Here is a 16496-nt window from a genome sequence, read left to right on the forward strand (position 1 = left end):
GATAGGGCTCCGTATGGTGCTTTAAACGCAGCAATTTCGCTCTACGGCGATGCAAATCTGCATCACACTCAGCCTTCGTCTACGACCTCCATACGACCATGAACTGGGACGACACACGCATTTTTCTCGCCCTGACCCGCGCGCCCTCCTTGCGCGCCGCTGCGCGCAGCCTGGGGGTGGACCAGGCCACCGTCGGGCGGCGGCTGAATGCGCTGGAGGCCGAGCTGGGCACCAAGCTCTTCCTGCGCGCCAAGGACGGCTACCTACTCACCGCTGCGGGCGAGACAGCGCTGGCCGCCGCACGCCGCATGGAAGGCGCGGCCCTGGACCTGCGCACCCGCATCGAGGGCCAGGACACCAGCCCGGGCGGCCTGGTGCGCGTTACCAGCACTGACTCCATCGCCATCGACCTGCTGATGCCCGCCATCGAGCGCCTGCAGCAGAATTGGCCCCACATCCGAGTGGACCTGGAGGTGTCTACCCAGTTACTCAGCCTCAGCCGCCGCCAGGTGGACATCGCATTCCGCAACGTGCGGCCAGAGGCCGCCGACCTGGTGGTGCGCCGCGTGGCATCGTGGCCCGTGGGCCTGTTCGCCAGCGCGGACTATGTCGAGCGTTTTGGCGTACCCGAGCCCGATGACGAACTGCGCGGCCACCACCTGGTGGCCTACGCGCCCTACCTGGAGCACAAAGCGTTTCTCACCATGGCGGGCTTGCCTGCGCGCCAGGCCCGGATCGCGCTGGCCGTGCGCTCCAGCCTTCTGGTGCGCAAGGGCGTGGCGGCGGGCATTGGCCTGGGTGAAATGCCGGTGTGGATGGGGGAGCGCGAAGGCCTGGTGCGCATCTGGCCCGAGCGCCGCCGGGCGACCGACTACGAGGTCTGGCAAGTCATGCACCCCGACCTGCAACGCACGGCACGGGTGCGCGCCACGGCAGAGTTTCTGTCGGAGGCATTCCAAGTCCAGTAGGCGCCCCAGGCCGATGGAGCACGCCCCGCCAGGCAAGGCCGGGCCGCCGCTGATGCACCTGATGCACCATACTCTGACGCAGACCCCTTTGCGCCCCACCATGCCACACACCATTCACCACCAGGAACAGGACGCCAAAGGTGCGTTCTACATCGAGCACAACGGCCAACGCCTGGCCGAGATGACCTATAGCCGCACCAACGCCACGATGGTCATCGTGGACCACACCGAGGTGGATGCATCGTTCAGTGGCCAGGGTGTCGGACGCGCGCTGCTCGACGCACTGGTCCAATGGGCCAGGGCCACAAGCACCAAGGTGGTCCCGCTGTGCCCGTTTGCCAAGGCGCAGTTTGACAAGGACGTGGCTGTTCGGGATGTGCTGGTTTAGGCAGGCCCTATGAGGGGGATGCAGCAGCCTCAGCCCACCGATTGGATCCGCTCGCTGCGGCTTTTTGCTTCTTGGTATCAGAGGTCGATTGGGCAAAAATGGCAGCACCATGCGCCAGCACTCCAATCCGTCACGCGAGCCGACTCAGGTCGGTCAGCCGCCACCTGCTACTCAGATCAACGCTCAGCATCACAAGGAGTGTCGCACTTGATTCGTCTCACCATCGCCGTTGCATCCGTGGTTCTGCTCATCGGATGCGCGGGGCCCCGTTTTGATGCCGGACGGACAGAAACGGTACTTCCGCTGCACCGTGCCTGGGTTGACGGGCGACAGGTGGAGTACATCACGACAGACATCTCGGACGGCGCCATGGCAGAGGCCGCCGGTGTGAACCACGTCCCTCGCCTGCGCGACGCCATCGCCGCGCGCCCCTCAGTGCTGGAGCGGGTGTACAAATTTCCTCAGGGCGAACAGATCAGCATCTTTCAATCTGCGCCACGTCCCGTGGGCGCGGCGAACACGGACCGAAGCTACAGCCCGCTGTGGCGCCTCGTCCTGGTGACGAGAACGGCACCCCATCCCGGGCCCGAGCTGACATCGGAGGAGGAGCTATTGGCAGCCGAGGAAAAAGGCCTGGTCTCGCTCGAAGTCACCGATATCGTCATCAACTGCCCCATAACGCGGGCTGTCGGCGGCGGGGGCCTGGCAGGAGTGCGGTAAGACGGACCGCAGCTCAACCGGGTGTCAGTTCGCGGCGTTCCACGAGGGCTCATGTGAAAAGCCGCATTGCTGTGCCTCTAAACCGTCGGTACCGTGCCACCATCAATCACATGCTCCGAGCCCGATATCGCGCCCGCACGCGGTGACACCAAAAACGTGATCAGGTCGGCCACCTCTTGCGGTCTGGCAGGGCGGCCCAGCGGGATGCCGCCCAGCGACTGCATGATGATCTGCTTGCCGCCTTCGTAGTCCGTGCCCGCCTGCGTGGCCACACGCTCGGCCAGGGCGACGGAGGCTTCGGTTTCGACCCAGCCGGGCGAGACGCTCAGCACGCGAACGCCTTGTGGCGTGACCTCTTTCGACAACGCCTTGCTGTAAGTGGACAGGGCCGCCTTGGCCGCAGCGTAGGCGGTGGTGGACTCGGGCAGCGGCAGCACGCGCTGGATGGAGCTGACGTGGACGATGACGCCCGCGCCCTGGGCCAGCATGGCGGGCAACAAAGCGCGGTCCAGGCGCACGGCGGGCATGAGGTTCTGGTTCAGTTCGTTGAACCACTGCGCATCGTCCAGCGCTGCAAAGCCCCCGCCGGGCGCGCTGGAGCCGCCCACCACGTTGACCAGAATGTCCACCCCGCCCCAGTGTGCAAACACGGTCTGCGCGACCTGTGCAGCGCCCTCGGCGGTTGAGACGTCGGCGGGCACGTACAACACGCCGCCAATCGGGTGCGCTGGGGCGGAGCGCGCGGTGGCCATCACCTGCACACCAGCGTCCACCAAAGCCTGCACCACTGCAGCGCCCACGCCTTTGGTGCCGCCCGTGACGAGTGCGCGCTGGCCGCGCAGTTGAAGGTCGAAGCTCATACGGTGATCTCCAGCGACGCAATCAGGCCGCGTTCCAAGCGAAAGCGGTAGCGCAGATCGACTGGGCTGCCGGGGAAGTTGCCCTCAACCTGGCTGGTGACGACCTGGTGGCCGTCGTCCTGCTGCAGCGCAAAGGGTTCGGTGGTGTACGTGTACTTCGTCGATGCGGCGGCCTTCCACGCCTTGATGGCGTCGGTGCCGGAATGGGTGTGCCCCTCGTCCTTGACGACGGCGTGCGCCGTGAAGCACCGGGCAACGGCTTCGGCGTTCTTTTGTCGGTCCGCTGCAAAGTAGGCGGCAATGGGTTCGGGAAGGTTCAAAGGGGTCATGGTGACGATCTCCTTGGATGGGTCAATCTGTTGGTGGAGCCGTCAGGATGCGCCCGCATCACCAATAAGTGAATGGCCTAGAATTTGAATAGGCTATGTAGAAAGCAATACACAATGCGCGGATCGGACTTTGCGGAGCTGAAGGCGTTTGCCGCCGTGGTTGAACGTGCAAGCTTTGCGCGTGCGGCAGAGCACTTGGGGCTGTCGCCGTCGGCGCTGAGCCAGACGATCCGCCAGCTGGAGGCCCGCCTGGGCGCGCGGCTGCTCAACCGCACCACGCGCAGCGTGGCGCCCACGGCCACGGGCGCGCAGCTGTATGCACGCATCGCGCCGCTGTTCAGGGACATGGCCGATGCAGTGGCCGAGGCCAGTGCGGCGGCGGGCCAGATGGGGGGCACGCTGCGCATCAACACGCTGGGCATGGCGGCCACACAGGTCATTGCGCCACGGCTTGGGCGGTTCCACCAGGCCCACCCGGGTGTGGTGCTGGACATCGTGGTGGACGACGGGCTGAGCGACATCGTGGCGGGCCGCTTTGATGCGGGCATTCGCGTGGGCGGGCGGCTGGAAAAAGACATGATCGCCGTGCGCCTGACGCCGGACGTGAAGATGATTGCCGTGGCCTCGCCCGCCTACCTGGCGCAGCGCGGCACGCCCAAGGCGCCCGCCGACCTGCACGGCCACGCGTGCATCAACTGGCGGCTGCAGGTGGATGGCCGAACCTACCGCTGGGAGTTTGAGAAAAAAGGCAAGCGGGTGGAGATTGCCGCCGAAGGACCGCTGGTAACCAACCACTCAGACATCGGCGTGGCTGCGGCACTGCAAGGGCTGGGCATCGCCTATGCGTTTGACCGGGAGCATGTGGACGAGCACATCGGCCAGGGGCGGCTGGTGCCGGTGCTGGCCGACTGGACGGTGGCAAAGCCGGGGCTGTTTTTGTACTACTCCAACCGCCGCCATCCGTCACCGGCATTGACGGCTTTTATCAACTGCCTGCTGGACCGCGATCTGCCAGAACCCAAGCCTGGCTCGCAACGCCTTTCGGTGAAAGCGGCAGCAGCTCTGAGGGCACCACGTCGGTGATGCAGCCGCGCAGCCCCGTCACCGCCCTTCCATCCACCTCTCTACCTCCCCCATCAAATGCCCGCGAAACACCTCCGCAATCGGTGACAGCTGCTTGCCCTTGGGCCACACCAGGTGCCATTGCGACTGGATGGGGAAACCCACCACGTTGAGCACCGCCAGGCCTTCGTGGTGCGCGCCCAGCGCGTGGCGCGAGACGATGGACACGCCCAGCTGGCCTTCCACCGATTCCTTGATGGCCTCGTTGCTGCCCAGCTCCAGCACAGCGGCGGGGGCAAAACCGAGCTGGTGCAGGTGCGCGTCGGTGGCCATGCGGGTGCCAGAGCCTTTTTCGCGCAGGATGAAACGCTCGGCCTGCAATTGCGTGAGCTTGACGCGCTTTTTGGGGGCGAGTGGGTGGCCTGCGGCGGCGATGACGACCAGCGGGTTGGGCATGAGGATGTGGTCCTCCAGCGGCAAATCGGCGGGCGGCATGGACATGACGTAGAGGTCGTCCAGGTTGCTGCGCAGCCGGCTGATGACGTGGTCGCGGTTGAGCACCTCCAGCGAGATGTCGATCTGCGGGTGCAGCTTGCAAAAGCTGCCCAGCAGGCGCGGCACAAAGTACTTGGCGGTGCTGACCACAGCCACCTTGAGGCGCCCGCTGGTGAGTCCCTTGGCGCCCGACACGCGCTGCTCAAAGGCATCCCATTCGCCCGCAATGGCGCGCGCGGTGCGGGCCAGTGCATGCCCCGCCTCGGTGAGGTGCACGCGGCGCGAGATGACTTCGTACAGCGGCAGGCCCACGGCCTGGGTCACCTCGCGCAGCTGCATGGAGGCAGTGGGCTGGGTGACGTGCATGACGCGGGCGGCGGCGCTGACGCTGCCGGTTTCGGCCAGCGCCAGAAAAAGCCGCAGCTGGCGGAAGGTGATGTTCATAGAGTTTTATCTATAGATAGCCACATTCGAATCGATTTTACTTTGCACCCTGCGCTGCCTACCATCGCCGCAAAAGGAGTAAATGATGCAAAGCCTGTTGGACCCTGCGATCTTGTTTTTTGCCCTGGGGGTGTTTGCGGGCCTGGTCCGTTCCAACCTGGAGATGCCTGCGGCGATATCGAAGTTTTTGTCGATTTACCTGTTGATGGCGCTGGGCCTCAAGGGCGGGTTTGCGCTGGCGGCGTCGGGCTTCACGCCCAGCGTGGCCACCAGCCTGGGGCTGGCGGTGCTGCTGGCCATCGTGGTGCCGCTGGTGGGCTATGCGCTGCTGCGACGGGTGCTGTCGGGTTTCAATGCGGCGGCGGTGGCAGCCACCTATGGATCGGTGAGCGCGGTGACGTTCGTGACGGCCACGCAGTATCTGGAGTCGCAACACATCGCCTACGGCGGCCACATGGCGGCGGCGATGGCGCTGATGGAGTCGCCCGCCATCATCCTGGCGGTGCTGCTGGCCAATGCGCTGCGGCAAAAGCAGCAAGCCCTGGCCGCCACCAGCACCCCGCCCGTGGTGGGGATGACCAGCGCAGGCGCCGCCACCCTGGGTGGGCATGGGCTGAGCCCTGTGAGTGGCAAGGGCGGCCCGCACCTGTCGGTGGGCAAGATCCTGCACGAGTCGTTCACCGATGGCACGCAGTTGCTGCTGCTGGGCGCGATGCTGATCGGCCTGCTGACGGGCGATGCGGGCAAGGCGGCCATGCAGCCTTTTTCGGGCGACCTCTTCAAGGGCATGTTGTGCCTGTTCTTGCTGGACATGGGCCTCTCGACAGCACGCAACCTGCCTGCGGTGCGCCAGCAGTCGCCCTGGCTGCTGGCCTATGCGGTGCTGGGCCCCATCACCCACGCCGCGCTGGCGCTGGGGCTGGCCTGGCTGGCGGCAGTGCCTGCTGGCGATGCGGTGCTGCTGATGGTGCTGGCGGCCAGTGCCTCGTACATCGCCGTGCCCGCCGTGGTGCGCTATGCCATCCCCGAGGCCGACCCGTCGCTGTATGTGAGCCTGTCGCTGGGGCTGACGTTTCCGCTCAACATCGTGCTGGGCATTCCGCTGTACACGCAGGTGGTGCAAAGCCTGTGGGCGGTGTGAGGGCGCGCAGCACGCAGGCCGCGTGCCGCCCCCGGCATGCGCTTGCAGCGCCTTGCACCATTGCTACTATTTGAATAGCTAAAAAGGCATACTGGACGCGCGGAAGCGGCCATTTTTATTGATATTTTTGCCCCTCAACACCATACAACCGGATCAGAACAGGCTGCTTTGCCCTTGCAGCAGACCGGGGCGGAATTGGCCCAGGTCCAGCTCCACCCGTTCGCGGTTCAGGCCCAGCCTGCGGCAGGTGGTGGCAAAACGCTGGCGAACCAGGTCGGCCCACAGGCCGGTGCCTTTCATGCGGGTGGCGAAGTCGCTGTTGTAGGTTTTGCCTGCGCGGCGCTCGGCGTCGCTGAGGTGGTGCAGGTCTTGCACCCGGGCCATCACGCGCGCGGCGCGCTGGGGGTAGTGCACCTGCAGCCATTCGCGGAATAGCGCGTCCAGCTCCCACGGCAGACGCAGCACGGTGTAGAAGGCACTGCGCGCACCCGCGTCGCGTGCGGCCTCCAGCACCTGCTCCATGTCTTCGGTGATGAAGGGGATCTGCGGCGCCACGCTCACGCCCACGGGCACACCCGCCTCGGCCAGCGCGCGGATGGTGCGCAGGCGCCGGTGGGGCGCGGCGGCGCGGGGTTCCATGCGGCGGGCCAGCGCGGCATCGAGCGTGGTGATGGTGACGTACACAGCAGCCAGGCGCTGCGCGGCCAGCGGGGCGAGCAGGTCCAGGTCACGCTCTACGCCGCCGGACTTGGTGATGAGCGAAAACGGGTGGCGCGCGTCGCGCATCACCTCGATCACGCTGCGGGTGAGCTTGAGCTCGCGCTCCACGGGCTGGTAGCAGTCGGTGGCGGAGCCGATGTTCAAGAGGCGCGGCACATAGCGCGGCTGGGCCAGTTCGGCCCGCAACACGCTGGCGATGTTGTGTTTGGCGACGATCTGCGTTTCAAAGTCCAGCCCGGGCGAGAAGTTGAGGTAGCTGTGCGTGGGCCGGGCGTAGCAGTAGATGCAGCCGTGCTCGCAACCCCGGTAGGGGTTGACCGAGAGTTCGAAAAAGATGTCGGGTGAATCGTTGGCGCAGATGGCGCTGCGCGCGGTTTCGAGGTGCACGCGGGTGGCAGCATGGGTCGCGGCGGGGTTGGCTGGGGCATAGCCTGCCCCATCATCGTCTCCAGGCGGTGGGCCCCAGCCGTCGTCGGCCACCTCACGCGTGTCGCGCGCAAACCGGTGCGCCATGGCCGTGGCCGCACCCCGGCCGCGAATGGCCTGCAAGGGAATGCGGACCTCTTCGGGCGGCGCGGGGATGTCGGAGGAGTCCGTGAAGGTGCGCGGCATAACTGTATAAATATACAGTTTTTTGACGACGCGCGCATCGTTTGCTCAGCCCGCGCTCAGCGCACCCAGCGCACCCAGCGCACGCAAGCCAGCGGGTCATTTCACTCCTTGAACAACTGCTCGATCAGGCCGCGCATCCACTGGTTGCCGGGGTCGCTTTCAAACCGGCGGCTCCAGTGCAGCGACACAGTGAAGTCGCGCAGCGGCAGCGCGGGCTCGATCAGGGTGTAGCCGCCATCGGCGGCAAAGGTGCGCGCAATGTTGCGGGGCATGACCACGGCCAGGTCTGTGGCGCGCACGATGGCGGGCAGCACCATGAAGTGTTCGGTGGTCAGGCGGATGCGGTCCTGCAGCTGCTGCATCTCCAGGATGCGCAAGGTGTCGGAGTGGGCGCGCACGGCCACAAACTCCAGTTGCCGCAGGGCACCCAGCAGCACCGGGCCGCTGCGCCGGGTGGCGGCAAAGGGGTGGCCTGCGCGCAGCAGCACCACGTAGCGGTCGTGGAGGAGCTGCACGCGCTGCGTGTCCTTCACCGTGGGCAAAAAGCCGAAAGCGAAGTCGATGGCGCCGCTGTCCAGCCGCTGTGGGATCTCGTGGCGCGGCACGGGCAGCGTCTCCAGCCGCACGCCGGGCGCCTGGTGCTGCAGCGCCACCATCAGGTCGGGCAGAAAACGGCCCTCGCCAATGTCGCTCATGTGGATGCGAAAGACCTTGTGCGACTGCAGCGGCTCGAACTGGGCGGATTCGTTGAGTGCCTCTTCCAGCAGGCCCAGGGCGCTGCGCACGGCGTTGGCCAGCCGGTCGGCCTTGGGCGTGGGCTGCACGCCGCCGCCTGCGCGCACAAACAGCGGGTCTTTGATGAGCAGGCGCAGGCGCGTGAGTGCCTGGCTGGCGGCAGGCTGCGTCAGGTCCAGCAGGTCAGCGGCGCGGCTCACGCTGCGCGTGCGGTAGACGGCATCAAACAGGCGCAGCAGGTTGAGGTCAATGTCCTTGATATGCATTGGATGAATACCGCTTAGTCATTTCATTGTATTGATGGATGACTGGCGTGCCCCGAAGATGGCGCAATGCCTTCACAAGACCCCCATCTGCCCACCGTGCGCGAGGCCGTGCTCGACCTGCTGCGCGGCTTTCACATAGACACCATCTTCGGCAACCCCGGCTCCACCGAGCTGCCGCTGTTCCTCGACTTCCCCCCGGACTTCCGCTACATCCTCGGCCTGCAGGAATCGGTGGTGGTGGGCATGGCCGATGGCTATGCCCAGGCCACGCATAACGCGGCCTTTGTGAACCTGCACTCGGCTGCAGGCGTGGGCCATGCCATGGGCAACATCTTCACGGCGCACAAAAACCGCACGCCCATGGTCATCACCGCCGGGCAGCAGGCGCGGTCCATCCTGCCGTTCGACCCGTTCCTTTTCTCGGGCCAGGCCACCGAGCTGCCCAAGCCTTATGTGAAATGGAGCATCGAGCCCGCCCGCGCCGAAGACGTGCCCCTGGCCATCGCGCGCGCCTACTACATCGCCATGCAACAGCCGCGTGGGCCGGTGCTGGTCTCTATCCCCGCCGACGACTGGGACAAGCCCTGCGAGCCCGTGCAGGCCCGCACCGTGAGCACCGAGTCGCGGCCCGAGCCCCGCGTGCTTCAGGCCATTGGCGATGCGCTGGATGCCGCGCAGCGCCCCGCCTTCGTGGTGGGCGCCGCGGTGGACCGCGACCGCGCCTGGGACGATGTGCTGGCCCTGGCCGAGCGGCACAACGCCGCCGTGTGGATTGCACCCATGTCCGGCCGCTGTGGCTTTCCACAGGACCACCGCTTGTTTGCAGGCGTGCTGCCCGCCATGCGCGAGAAGATCGTGGCGCTGCTCGGCGGGCACGACCTGGTGTTTGCGCTGGGCGCCGCCGCCTTCACGTACCACGTGGAAGGCTTTGGCCCCCACGTGCCGCCGGGCGCGCAGCTGGCGCAGCTGATCGACGACCCGGGCACAGCAGCCTGGACGCCCGAGGGCACCTCGGCCGTGGGCAGCGTGCGCCTGGGCGTGCAGGACCTGCTGGCACGCCACGCGCCTGCGGCGCGCGCCCTGCCCCCACCCCGTGCCGCGCGGTCTCGCGTCGAACCCTCAGAGCCCGGCGCCCTGATGAGCGTGCCCTATGTGATGCAGACCTTGGCCGAGGTGCGCGATGCGGCCTCCATCGTGGTGGAAGAGGCGCCCAGCTCGCGCGCGGCCATGCATGCCTATCTGCCCATTCTGCAGAGCGAGACCTTCTACACCATGTGCAGCGGCGGCCTGGGCTACGGCCTGCCTGCTGCGGTGGGCGTGGCGCTGGCCAAGCCCGACCGCAAGGTCATCGGGCTGATTGGCGACGGCTCGGCGATGTACTCCATCCAGGCGCTGTGGAGTGCAGCGCAGCTGCAACTGCCCATCACCTTCATCATCCTCAAGAACCGCCGCTACGCAGCCCTGCAGGAGTTCGCGCCCACCTTCGGTTTTCATGAAGGCGACAAGCTGGAAGGCACCGACCTGCCCGATCTCGACTTTCTGGCCCTTGCGCGCGGCCAGGGCTGCGAGGCTGTGCGCGTGAGCGATGCCCGCCAGTTGGCGCCGGTGCTGCGCAACGCGCTGGCGCATCCGCGCGCCTTGCTGGTGGAGGTGGATGTGGCCTGAGAGGCGGAGCCTGCACACTGGCGCGGCACCTGTCGCCCGCCTGCTTTTTTGATTCATTGCACAAGACCCGGCACACCCGGGCCCTAACGGAGACACACATGCATTCTTCCTATCCCCTTCGCACCCAACGCCGCCTCCTGGGCGCGCTGGCCCTGGCGGGCGCGGCCTTCGGCCTGTTGCTGCACTTGCAACCCGCGCAGGCCCAGACCGAAGCCTGGCCCGGCAAGCCCATCAAGGTGATCGTGAACTTCCCCGCGGGCGGCGCGGCCGACCAGATCGCGCGGGCCGTGACAGTGCCGCTGCAGACGGCGCTGGGCCAGCCCGTGGTGGTCGAGAACCGGGGTGGCGCAGGCGGCAACATCGGCGGCGAGGCAGTGGCCAAGTCGCCCGCCGATGGCTACACGCTGCTCATGAGCTCGGGCGGCATGGTGTCGGTCAACCCGCACCTGTATCCCAAGATGCCGTTCGACCCCGCCAAGGACCTGGTGCCTGTGGCTGCGGCTGCGCGTGTGCTGGTGTTCCTGGAGGTCCGGCCCACGCTGCCGGTCAACACCATCCAGGAGTTCATGCAGTACCTCAAGGCCCATCCCGGCAAGCTGAGTTTTGGCACGCCAGGCAACGGCAGCTCGCCGCACCTGGCGGCCGAGATGCTCAAGGCCCAGGCCCATGTGTTCGCCGTGCACGTGCCCTACCGGGGCGCGGCCCCCGCCATGCAGGACCTGCTGGGCGGGCAGGTGGACTTCATGTTCGATCCCGGCATCGGCCTGCAGCACGTGAAGGCGGGCAAGCTGCGCCTGCTGGCCGTGGGCAGCGCCAAGCGCTCGCCCCTGTTCCCCGATGTGCCCACTCTCGACGAGGTGGGCCTCAAGGGGTTCGATGCCGACACGTGGTTTGGCTTTTACGCTCCTGCCGGCACGCCGCCCGAGGTGGTGGCGCGCCTGAACCGCGAGATCAACAAGGTGCTGGCCACCCCGGCCGTGAAGGAACGCATCACAGCGCTGGGCGGCGTGCCCGCGCCGATGTCACCGGCCGACTTCCATGCGCGCGCCTCTATCGACAGCACGCGGTTTGGTGCGCTGATCAAGGCGCGCAACATCACGGGGGATTAAGGGCGGCGCGGGGCGCTGTGAATGCCCGCGCACGGCAGTGCGAGATTCGCGATGGTCTACAGTCCCGCGCTTTGTCACAACCATCCCAGAGGTACTGCCATGGCGCGCAAGCCCCAGATCATCCTGTCGTCACTCGACGTTGACCGCATCGAAGCCCTGCTGGCCGCGATCCCGGCCAGCGTCTTTCCTGGCAAGGCGGATCTGCAGGCAGAGCTCGACCGGGCGGACGTGGTGCCGCCCGAAGAGATTCCACCCAACGTGGTGACCATGAACTCCACCGTGCAGTTCTCCATCCTGGAGACGGGCAAGGAGTTCTGCCTCACGCTGGTCTACCCCCGCGACGCCGATGGCACCGCCGACCGCATCTCGATCTTTGCGCCCGTGGGCAGCGCCCTGCTGGGCCTGGCGGTGGGCGACGAACTGGCCTGGCCCGGGCCGGGTGGCAAGTCGATGACGGTGCGGGTGAAGGACATCCTGTACCAGCCTGAAAGCGCGGGCGAGCTGCACCGCTGAATTCGGAACACCCCCCTGAGCGGCTGCGCCGCTTCCCCCCGCTCTCGCAGCGCTGCGCGCTGCGGGCAGGGGGACGCAGCCCTCGCTGCGGGGCGGCCCTTGCTTGGCTGCCCTGGCCTTTGGGCGCGTCAGTTTCTGAGGTTATGGGGTAGCAGGAGCCTCCTGGAGCGCTGAGCGCCGTCTGTTCCTATTGACCCCGTCTGGATGGCGTGGGGGCCATGGATCGGGGTGGTGCAAAGCGCCATGAGCCGCGACAATGGCAGCCGCCATGACCACACCGCCCCCGCCGCACGCGCAAGACCTGCCACCGTCCATCGACCAGTTCGACCCGGACTCCACCATCGCCTTCCAAAGCCGCATGGAGCGGGCCCCCGAGTGGTTCTGCTCGTTCCTCGCGGGCAACAGCCGCGAAAAAAGCCGCCTCAAGCGCGAGATGGCGACCATGAAGGGATCGGTGGTATGGCTCGTGCAGCAGCGCCGCCAGGGCAACTGGACGGCCGATGAGCGCACCCACCTGCGCGATGTGATGCGGTCCGCATCGTCCGTCAGCCCCTACCTGTTCATCTGGGTGATTCCGGGCTCGATGCTGATCCTGCCCTTCATGGCCTGGTTTCTGGACCGGCAGCGCAAGCGGCGCGAGCGCAAGCTGCAGCGCCCTTGAACCGCTCCACCGCCCGTGCCCCGCTCCAGCGACGGTGGTAATGCAGCGAGGGGTCAGCCCCAGTTGCTGGACACGGCCACCAGCATGCCCGCCCCCACCAGCCCCGCTTGCCAGCGCAGGGCGGTGGACCAGGTGGGCACATGCTGCTCCACCCGCAGGTACAGCAGGCGCCCGGCGGCGAGGGACAACCCAAACGCCAGCAGCATGCCCAGCGCATTGGGCAGCGGCGACGCAGGCCACAGGTGGCTGACCACGCCGTTGACCAGCAAACACACGGCAAAGTGCACAAGGAAGACCGAGTAGGACATCTGCCCCACCCGCACCAGGGGGTCAAAACCGCCCCAGGCACGCACACGCTCGGACCGCAGCGCCGCCACCAGGCACAGTGCCGTGACCAGCGCCACCAGGATGCGGCCCCGGAAGTCCAGCGCCAGGGCCACCCCGCCCAGCAGCACGATGGCACTCAGCCACCCCGCCGGGTCGGCCGAGCGCACAGCCCAGAAGGCCAGCATGCCCAGGCCATAAGCACCCAAGAAATAAATCGCCCACATATCGAGCCCGGCCATGCGGTTGAACACCCACAGCGACGCGGCCACACCAGCCACGATGGTCACCCGGGCCAGCACCACCCTGTGCCGCCGGGCCCACGCGCCTGGCAAGGCCCGAACGCCCGCCCAGACCAGCACGCTCAATGCAAACAGCTGGAAGTCGATGGCCACGTACCAGACCCCGGCCGACAGGGCGCCTTCACCCACGATGTCCTGCAGCAGCAGGGCGTTGGCCAGCAATTGCGACAGGGTGGGTTCATCAGGCACCGAAGGGTGTTGCATCCAGGGCCGCACCAGGGCGGCCACCACCACCGTCAGCAGCAGCGCCACCGCGTAGGGCACCACCAGCCGCACGAATCGCTTGGCCACCACATGGCCCGCATGGTCGAACCGTGCCACGCCCTGGGGCGCCAGACTGGCAGCGGCCAGGTAGCCACCCAGCACCAGAAACACCTGCACCGCCATGCGCCCGTAGTCATACAGCCAGGGCATCAGCGCCGGGGCCAGGGGCTGGGCGATGTCGGACATCGGGCCATAAAAGGCCAGGTGGTGCCAGACGATGGTGATGCACGCCATGCCCTTGACCATGTCGATCAGGGGCGTGCGGGATGGAGAAGACGACATGGCTGCGCGGGGTCGGTAGATGCGCTGGTGTGGGGGCAGAGCCTGGGCCAAGCCTGTGCCCCGGGGGCCGCACCAGCGGGCAAAAACCTCTATTGTCTCCTGTCGGCAGGGTTTGGGGGTGGCCGCCCTGCGCCGGTGGCGACACCCGCTTGTGCCTCACACGGCCACGCCCCTTCCGGGCTCAGTACCGCAGGCTGCCTTCCGCATCCACGATCGCCAGCTCCACATAGGTGGAGCCGTTGTGGCTCTTGGGCGAATACTTCACGCTGAAACGGCCAAAAGAAATTTCGCCCGCGTCTTCCATGGTCTTGGTGAACGATTCGGTGGTCAGGTTGCGCCCGGTGCGCCGCAGGCCCTCCACCAGCAGCCGCGCGTGCACAAAACCTTCGAACTGCGACGCAGAAGGCTGCGCATTGGGCGACTTGGCGCGCAGCAGGTTCAGGTACTCGGCCACCACCGGGATGGTGGCGTTGCGCAGGGACGGCATGATCTGCGCGAGGATGATGCCGCGCGCCTTGTCCTTGAGTTCGCGGTTGATCACATCGAGGCTGGCGACCGAGAACCCATAGTAGGCAGGCCGCGCGGCCGTGGCCTGCACGGCCTTGATGTAGTGGGTAAAGGTGGTGCCCGCTGTGGCCACGATCACGGCCTGCGGCTGCGCCTTTTCGGTGGCAGCTGCTGCGGCCGCAAAGTCAGGCTGCTTGGGGTCTACCTTGATCTCGGCCACAAAGGGCAGCTTTTCGTCGTCCGACGCTTTCTTCAGCTCGGCCGCCAGGGTCTTGCCTAGGCCGTCCTCCTGATAAAAAACTGCCACCCGGCTGATGCCCTGCTGCTGCATCTGCGAGACGATCCTGCTCGCCTCGCTGGCATAGCCTGCGCGCACATGGAATACGTGGGGATTGAAGGTCTCGCGGAACACCGAGGCGCCCGTGACCGGCCCGAAGAGCAGCGTGCGATGCTCCTTGATCAGCGGCAGGATGGCAGCCGTCTGCGCCGTGCCCGTGCTGTTGTAGACCATGAAGACCTTGTCGGCCTCCAGCAGCTGCCGGGTGTTCTCCACGGCTTTTTGCGGGTCAAAACCATCGTCCAGCGTGGTGTAGCGGATCATGCGGCCGTGCACGCCGCCCTGCGCGTTCACAGCGTCGAACATGAGCCGCGAGCCCTCGCCGTACTGCGCCGTCTGCGGGCCCAGCGGCCCCGACAGCACCGCCGACGCGCCCAGGCGGATCTCATCGGCCGTCACACCCTCGTTGCGGGCATGGGCCCACCCCGCAGCGCACAACGCCGCCACCAGCACCACAAAAGAACGAACCATTGCGCACCCACCTTGCAAAGAATGTGCTGAACCCGTCACCAAAGCAGGCTTGCTTTGGTTATTTTTCATCACCATTATCTGCAGCCACCCAGGCTGGCTTATGGGGGTTTGCCCTTGCGTGAGGGAGCCAGAAACGGTTTCGCCCACCGTGCGCGTCAGGCGCCTGGTGGGCGAAGCGGATGTCTTTCGGGCCGCCGTCGCGCCATGCAACTGGCATGGGTGGTGGCTGGAAAACAAGGAATCAGCGCAGCATCACAGCTTGAGGCGCGCGCGCGCTGCTTCGTACTCACGGCGCAGCTTGGCCACCATCTCGGCCGTGCTGGTCACTGCATTGATGGCGCCGATGCCCTGGCCGCAGCCCCAGATGTCCTTCCAGGCCTTCTTGGCGTCGCCGCCAAAGTTCATCTTGCTCGGGTCGGACTCGGGCAGGTTGTCCGGATCCATGCCCGCCGCACGGATCGATGGGGCCAGGTAGTTGCCGTGCACGCCGGTGAACAGGTTGCTGTAAACGATGTCGTCCGAGCTGCCTTCAACGATGGCCTGCTTGTACGCATCGCTGGCGCGCGCTTCGTGCGTGGCGATGAAGGCCGAGCCGATGTAGCCGAAGTCTGCGCCCATGGCCTGCGCCGCCAGCACGGCGTCGCCGCTGGCGATGGAGCCGCTCAGGGCCACGGGGCCGTCAAACCACTGGCGGATTTCCTGGATCAGCGCGAACGGGCTCTTCACGCCCGCATGGCCGCCCGCACCTGCGGCCACGGCGATCAGGCCGTCGGCGCCTTTTTCAATCGCCTTGCGCGCGAACTTGTTGTTGATGATGTCGTGCAGCACCACGCCGCCCCAGGCGTGCACGGCCTGATTCACATCTTCGCGCGCACCCAACGACGTGATGATGATCGGCACCTTGTACTTGGCGCAGACCTGCATGTCGTGCTCCAGCCGGTCGTTGCTCTTGTGCACGATTTGGTTGATGGCAAACGGCGCGGCGGGCTTGTCGGGGTTGGCCTTGTTGTAGGCCGCCAGGGTCTCGGTGATCTCGGCCAGCCATTCGTCGAGCAGCTCGGCAGGGCGGGCGTTGAGCGCGGGCATCGAGCCCACCACACCGGCCTTGCACTGCTCGATCACGAGCTTGGGGTTGCTGATGATGAACAGCGGCGAGCCGATGACGGGCAGCGACAGGTTGTGCAGCACGGGAGGCAGTTTGGACATGGCAACAACTTCCAGAACAAAAGATTAGGATGAAATTGGCTGCTACCGCCTGATGGTCATGCGCTAGCAGCTATGATTTTTATAGCACTCCTGCACTGCAGGAATGCGTCTCCTC

General features: G+C 66.5%; 17 protein-coding genes. 9 read left to right on the forward strand and 8 right to left on the reverse strand.

Annotated features, from left to right (window positions below):
• Positions 1 to 98: 98 nt before the first annotated feature.
• The 3 genes from AvAM_RS24855 (at position 99) to AvAM_RS24865 (ending at position 2076) form a co-directional block, all read left to right on the forward strand.
• Positions 99 to 968 carry a LysR family transcriptional regulator gene (locus AvAM_RS24855; RefSeq protein WP_137749584.1) on the forward strand — a complete coding sequence of 290 codons (870 nt, stop codon included), beginning with the start codon at positions 99 to 101 and terminating at the stop codon, positions 966 to 968.
• Positions 969 to 1068: 100 nt separating this feature from the next.
• A complete protein-coding gene (locus tag AvAM_RS24860) occupies positions 1069 to 1356 on the forward strand; it encodes a GNAT family N-acetyltransferase (RefSeq protein WP_137749585.1) in 288 nt (95 codons plus the stop codon).
• Between the two features lie 207 nt (positions 1357 to 1563).
• Positions 1564 to 2076: a hypothetical protein gene (locus AvAM_RS24865; RefSeq protein WP_137749586.1), complete on the forward strand. Its 513-nt coding sequence runs from the start codon at positions 1564 to 1566 to the stop codon at positions 2074 to 2076.
• A gap of 77 nt (positions 2077 to 2153) precedes the next feature.
• Here the strand turns inward: AvAM_RS24865 and AvAM_RS24870 are convergent, their stop codons facing one another.
• Both AvAM_RS24870 and AvAM_RS24875 read right to left on the reverse strand, forming a co-directional pair.
• A complete protein-coding gene (locus tag AvAM_RS24870; RefSeq protein WP_137749587.1) occupies positions 2154 to 2936 on the reverse strand; it encodes an SDR family oxidoreductase in 783 nt (260 codons plus the stop codon).
• Positions 2933 to 3265 carry a nuclear transport factor 2 family protein gene (locus AvAM_RS24875; protein ID WP_137749588.1) on the reverse strand — a complete coding sequence of 111 codons (333 nt, stop codon included), beginning with the start codon at positions 3263 to 3265 and terminating at the stop codon, positions 2933 to 2935. The genes AvAM_RS24870 and AvAM_RS24875 overlap by 4 nt, the downstream gene beginning before the upstream one ends.
• A 114-nt stretch (positions 3266 to 3379) precedes the next feature.
• Between AvAM_RS24875 and AvAM_RS24880 the strand changes: the two genes are divergently transcribed.
• Positions 3380 to 4348: a LysR family transcriptional regulator gene (locus AvAM_RS24880; protein WP_137749589.1), complete on the forward strand. Its 969-nt coding sequence runs from the start codon at positions 3380 to 3382 to the stop codon at positions 4346 to 4348.
• 18 nt (positions 4349 to 4366) lie between these two features.
• Here the strand turns inward: AvAM_RS24880 and AvAM_RS24885 are convergent, their stop codons facing one another.
• Positions 4367 to 5266: a LysR family transcriptional regulator gene (locus AvAM_RS24885; RefSeq protein WP_137749590.1), complete on the reverse strand. Its 900-nt coding sequence runs from the start codon at positions 5264 to 5266 to the stop codon at positions 4367 to 4369.
• Positions 5267 to 5351: 85 nt separating this feature from the next.
• Between AvAM_RS24885 and AvAM_RS24890 the strand changes: the two genes are divergently transcribed.
• Positions 5352 to 6407, forward strand: a complete 1056-nt coding sequence (locus AvAM_RS24890) for a sodium-dependent bicarbonate transport family permease (protein WP_137749591.1) — start codon at positions 5352 to 5354, stop codon at positions 6405 to 6407.
• Positions 6408 to 6560: 153 nt separating this feature from the next.
• Here the strand turns inward: AvAM_RS24890 and AvAM_RS24895 are convergent, their stop codons facing one another.
• Both AvAM_RS24895 and AvAM_RS24900 read right to left on the reverse strand, forming a co-directional pair.
• On the reverse strand, positions 6561 to 7739 hold the full coding sequence (locus AvAM_RS24895) for a PA0069 family radical SAM protein (protein ID WP_137749592.1): 1179 nt from the start codon (positions 7737 to 7739) through the stop codon (positions 6561 to 6563).
• 101 nt (positions 7740 to 7840) lie between these two features.
• Positions 7841 to 8740 carry a LysR family transcriptional regulator gene (locus AvAM_RS24900; RefSeq protein WP_171012397.1) on the reverse strand — a complete coding sequence of 300 codons (900 nt, stop codon included), beginning with the start codon at positions 8738 to 8740 and terminating at the stop codon, positions 7841 to 7843.
• Between the two features lie 66 nt (positions 8741 to 8806).
• Here AvAM_RS24900 and mdlC point away from each other — a divergent pair, with 66 nt between their 5' ends.
• The 4 genes from mdlC to AvAM_RS24925 all read left to right on the forward strand — a co-directional run bounded on the left by mdlC (position 8807) and on the right by AvAM_RS24925 (position 12688).
• Positions 8807 to 10405: a benzoylformate decarboxylase gene (mdlC, locus tag AvAM_RS24905; RefSeq protein WP_137749594.1), complete on the forward strand. Its 1599-nt coding sequence runs from the start codon at positions 8807 to 8809 to the stop codon at positions 10403 to 10405.
• Positions 10406 to 10503: 98 nt separating this feature from the next.
• Positions 10504 to 11514, forward strand: a complete 1011-nt coding sequence (locus tag AvAM_RS24910) for a tripartite tricarboxylate transporter substrate binding protein (RefSeq protein WP_137749595.1) — start codon at positions 10504 to 10506, stop codon at positions 11512 to 11514.
• Positions 11515 to 11613: 99 nt separating this feature from the next.
• On the forward strand, positions 11614 to 12027 hold the full coding sequence (gene rnk / locus AvAM_RS24915; RefSeq protein ID WP_063462866.1) for a nucleoside diphosphate kinase regulator: 414 nt from the start codon (positions 11614 to 11616) through the stop codon (positions 12025 to 12027).
• A 268-nt stretch (positions 12028 to 12295) separates the two neighbouring features.
• Entirely contained in the window at positions 12296 to 12688 is a 393-nt protein-coding gene (locus tag AvAM_RS24925) for a hypothetical protein (protein ID WP_137749596.1), read from the forward strand.
• Between the two features lie 53 nt (positions 12689 to 12741).
• Here AvAM_RS24925 and AvAM_RS24930 read toward each other — a convergent pair whose 3' ends face one another.
• The 3 genes from AvAM_RS24930 to AvAM_RS24940 all read right to left on the reverse strand — a co-directional run bounded on the left by AvAM_RS24930 (position 12742) and on the right by AvAM_RS24940 (position 16381).
• Entirely contained in the window at positions 12742 to 13860 is a 1119-nt protein-coding gene (locus AvAM_RS24930; protein WP_137749597.1) for an acyltransferase, read from the reverse strand.
• 181 nt (positions 13861 to 14041) lie between these two features.
• On the reverse strand, positions 14042 to 15175 hold the full coding sequence (locus AvAM_RS24935) for an ABC transporter substrate-binding protein (protein ID WP_137749598.1): 1134 nt from the start codon (positions 15173 to 15175) through the stop codon (positions 14042 to 14044).
• A 252-nt stretch (positions 15176 to 15427) separates the two neighbouring features.
• Positions 15428 to 16381, reverse strand: coding sequence for a nitronate monooxygenase family protein (locus AvAM_RS24940; protein WP_137749599.1), 954 nt, complete (start codon positions 16379 to 16381; stop codon positions 15428 to 15430).
• Positions 16382 to 16496 lie beyond the last annotated feature (115 nt).

Origin of the sequence: Acidovorax sp. NB1 (genome assembly GCF_005405905.1) — a bacterium.
Classification (GTDB): Bacteria; Pseudomonadota; Gammaproteobacteria; order Burkholderiales; family Burkholderiaceae_C; genus Acidovorax.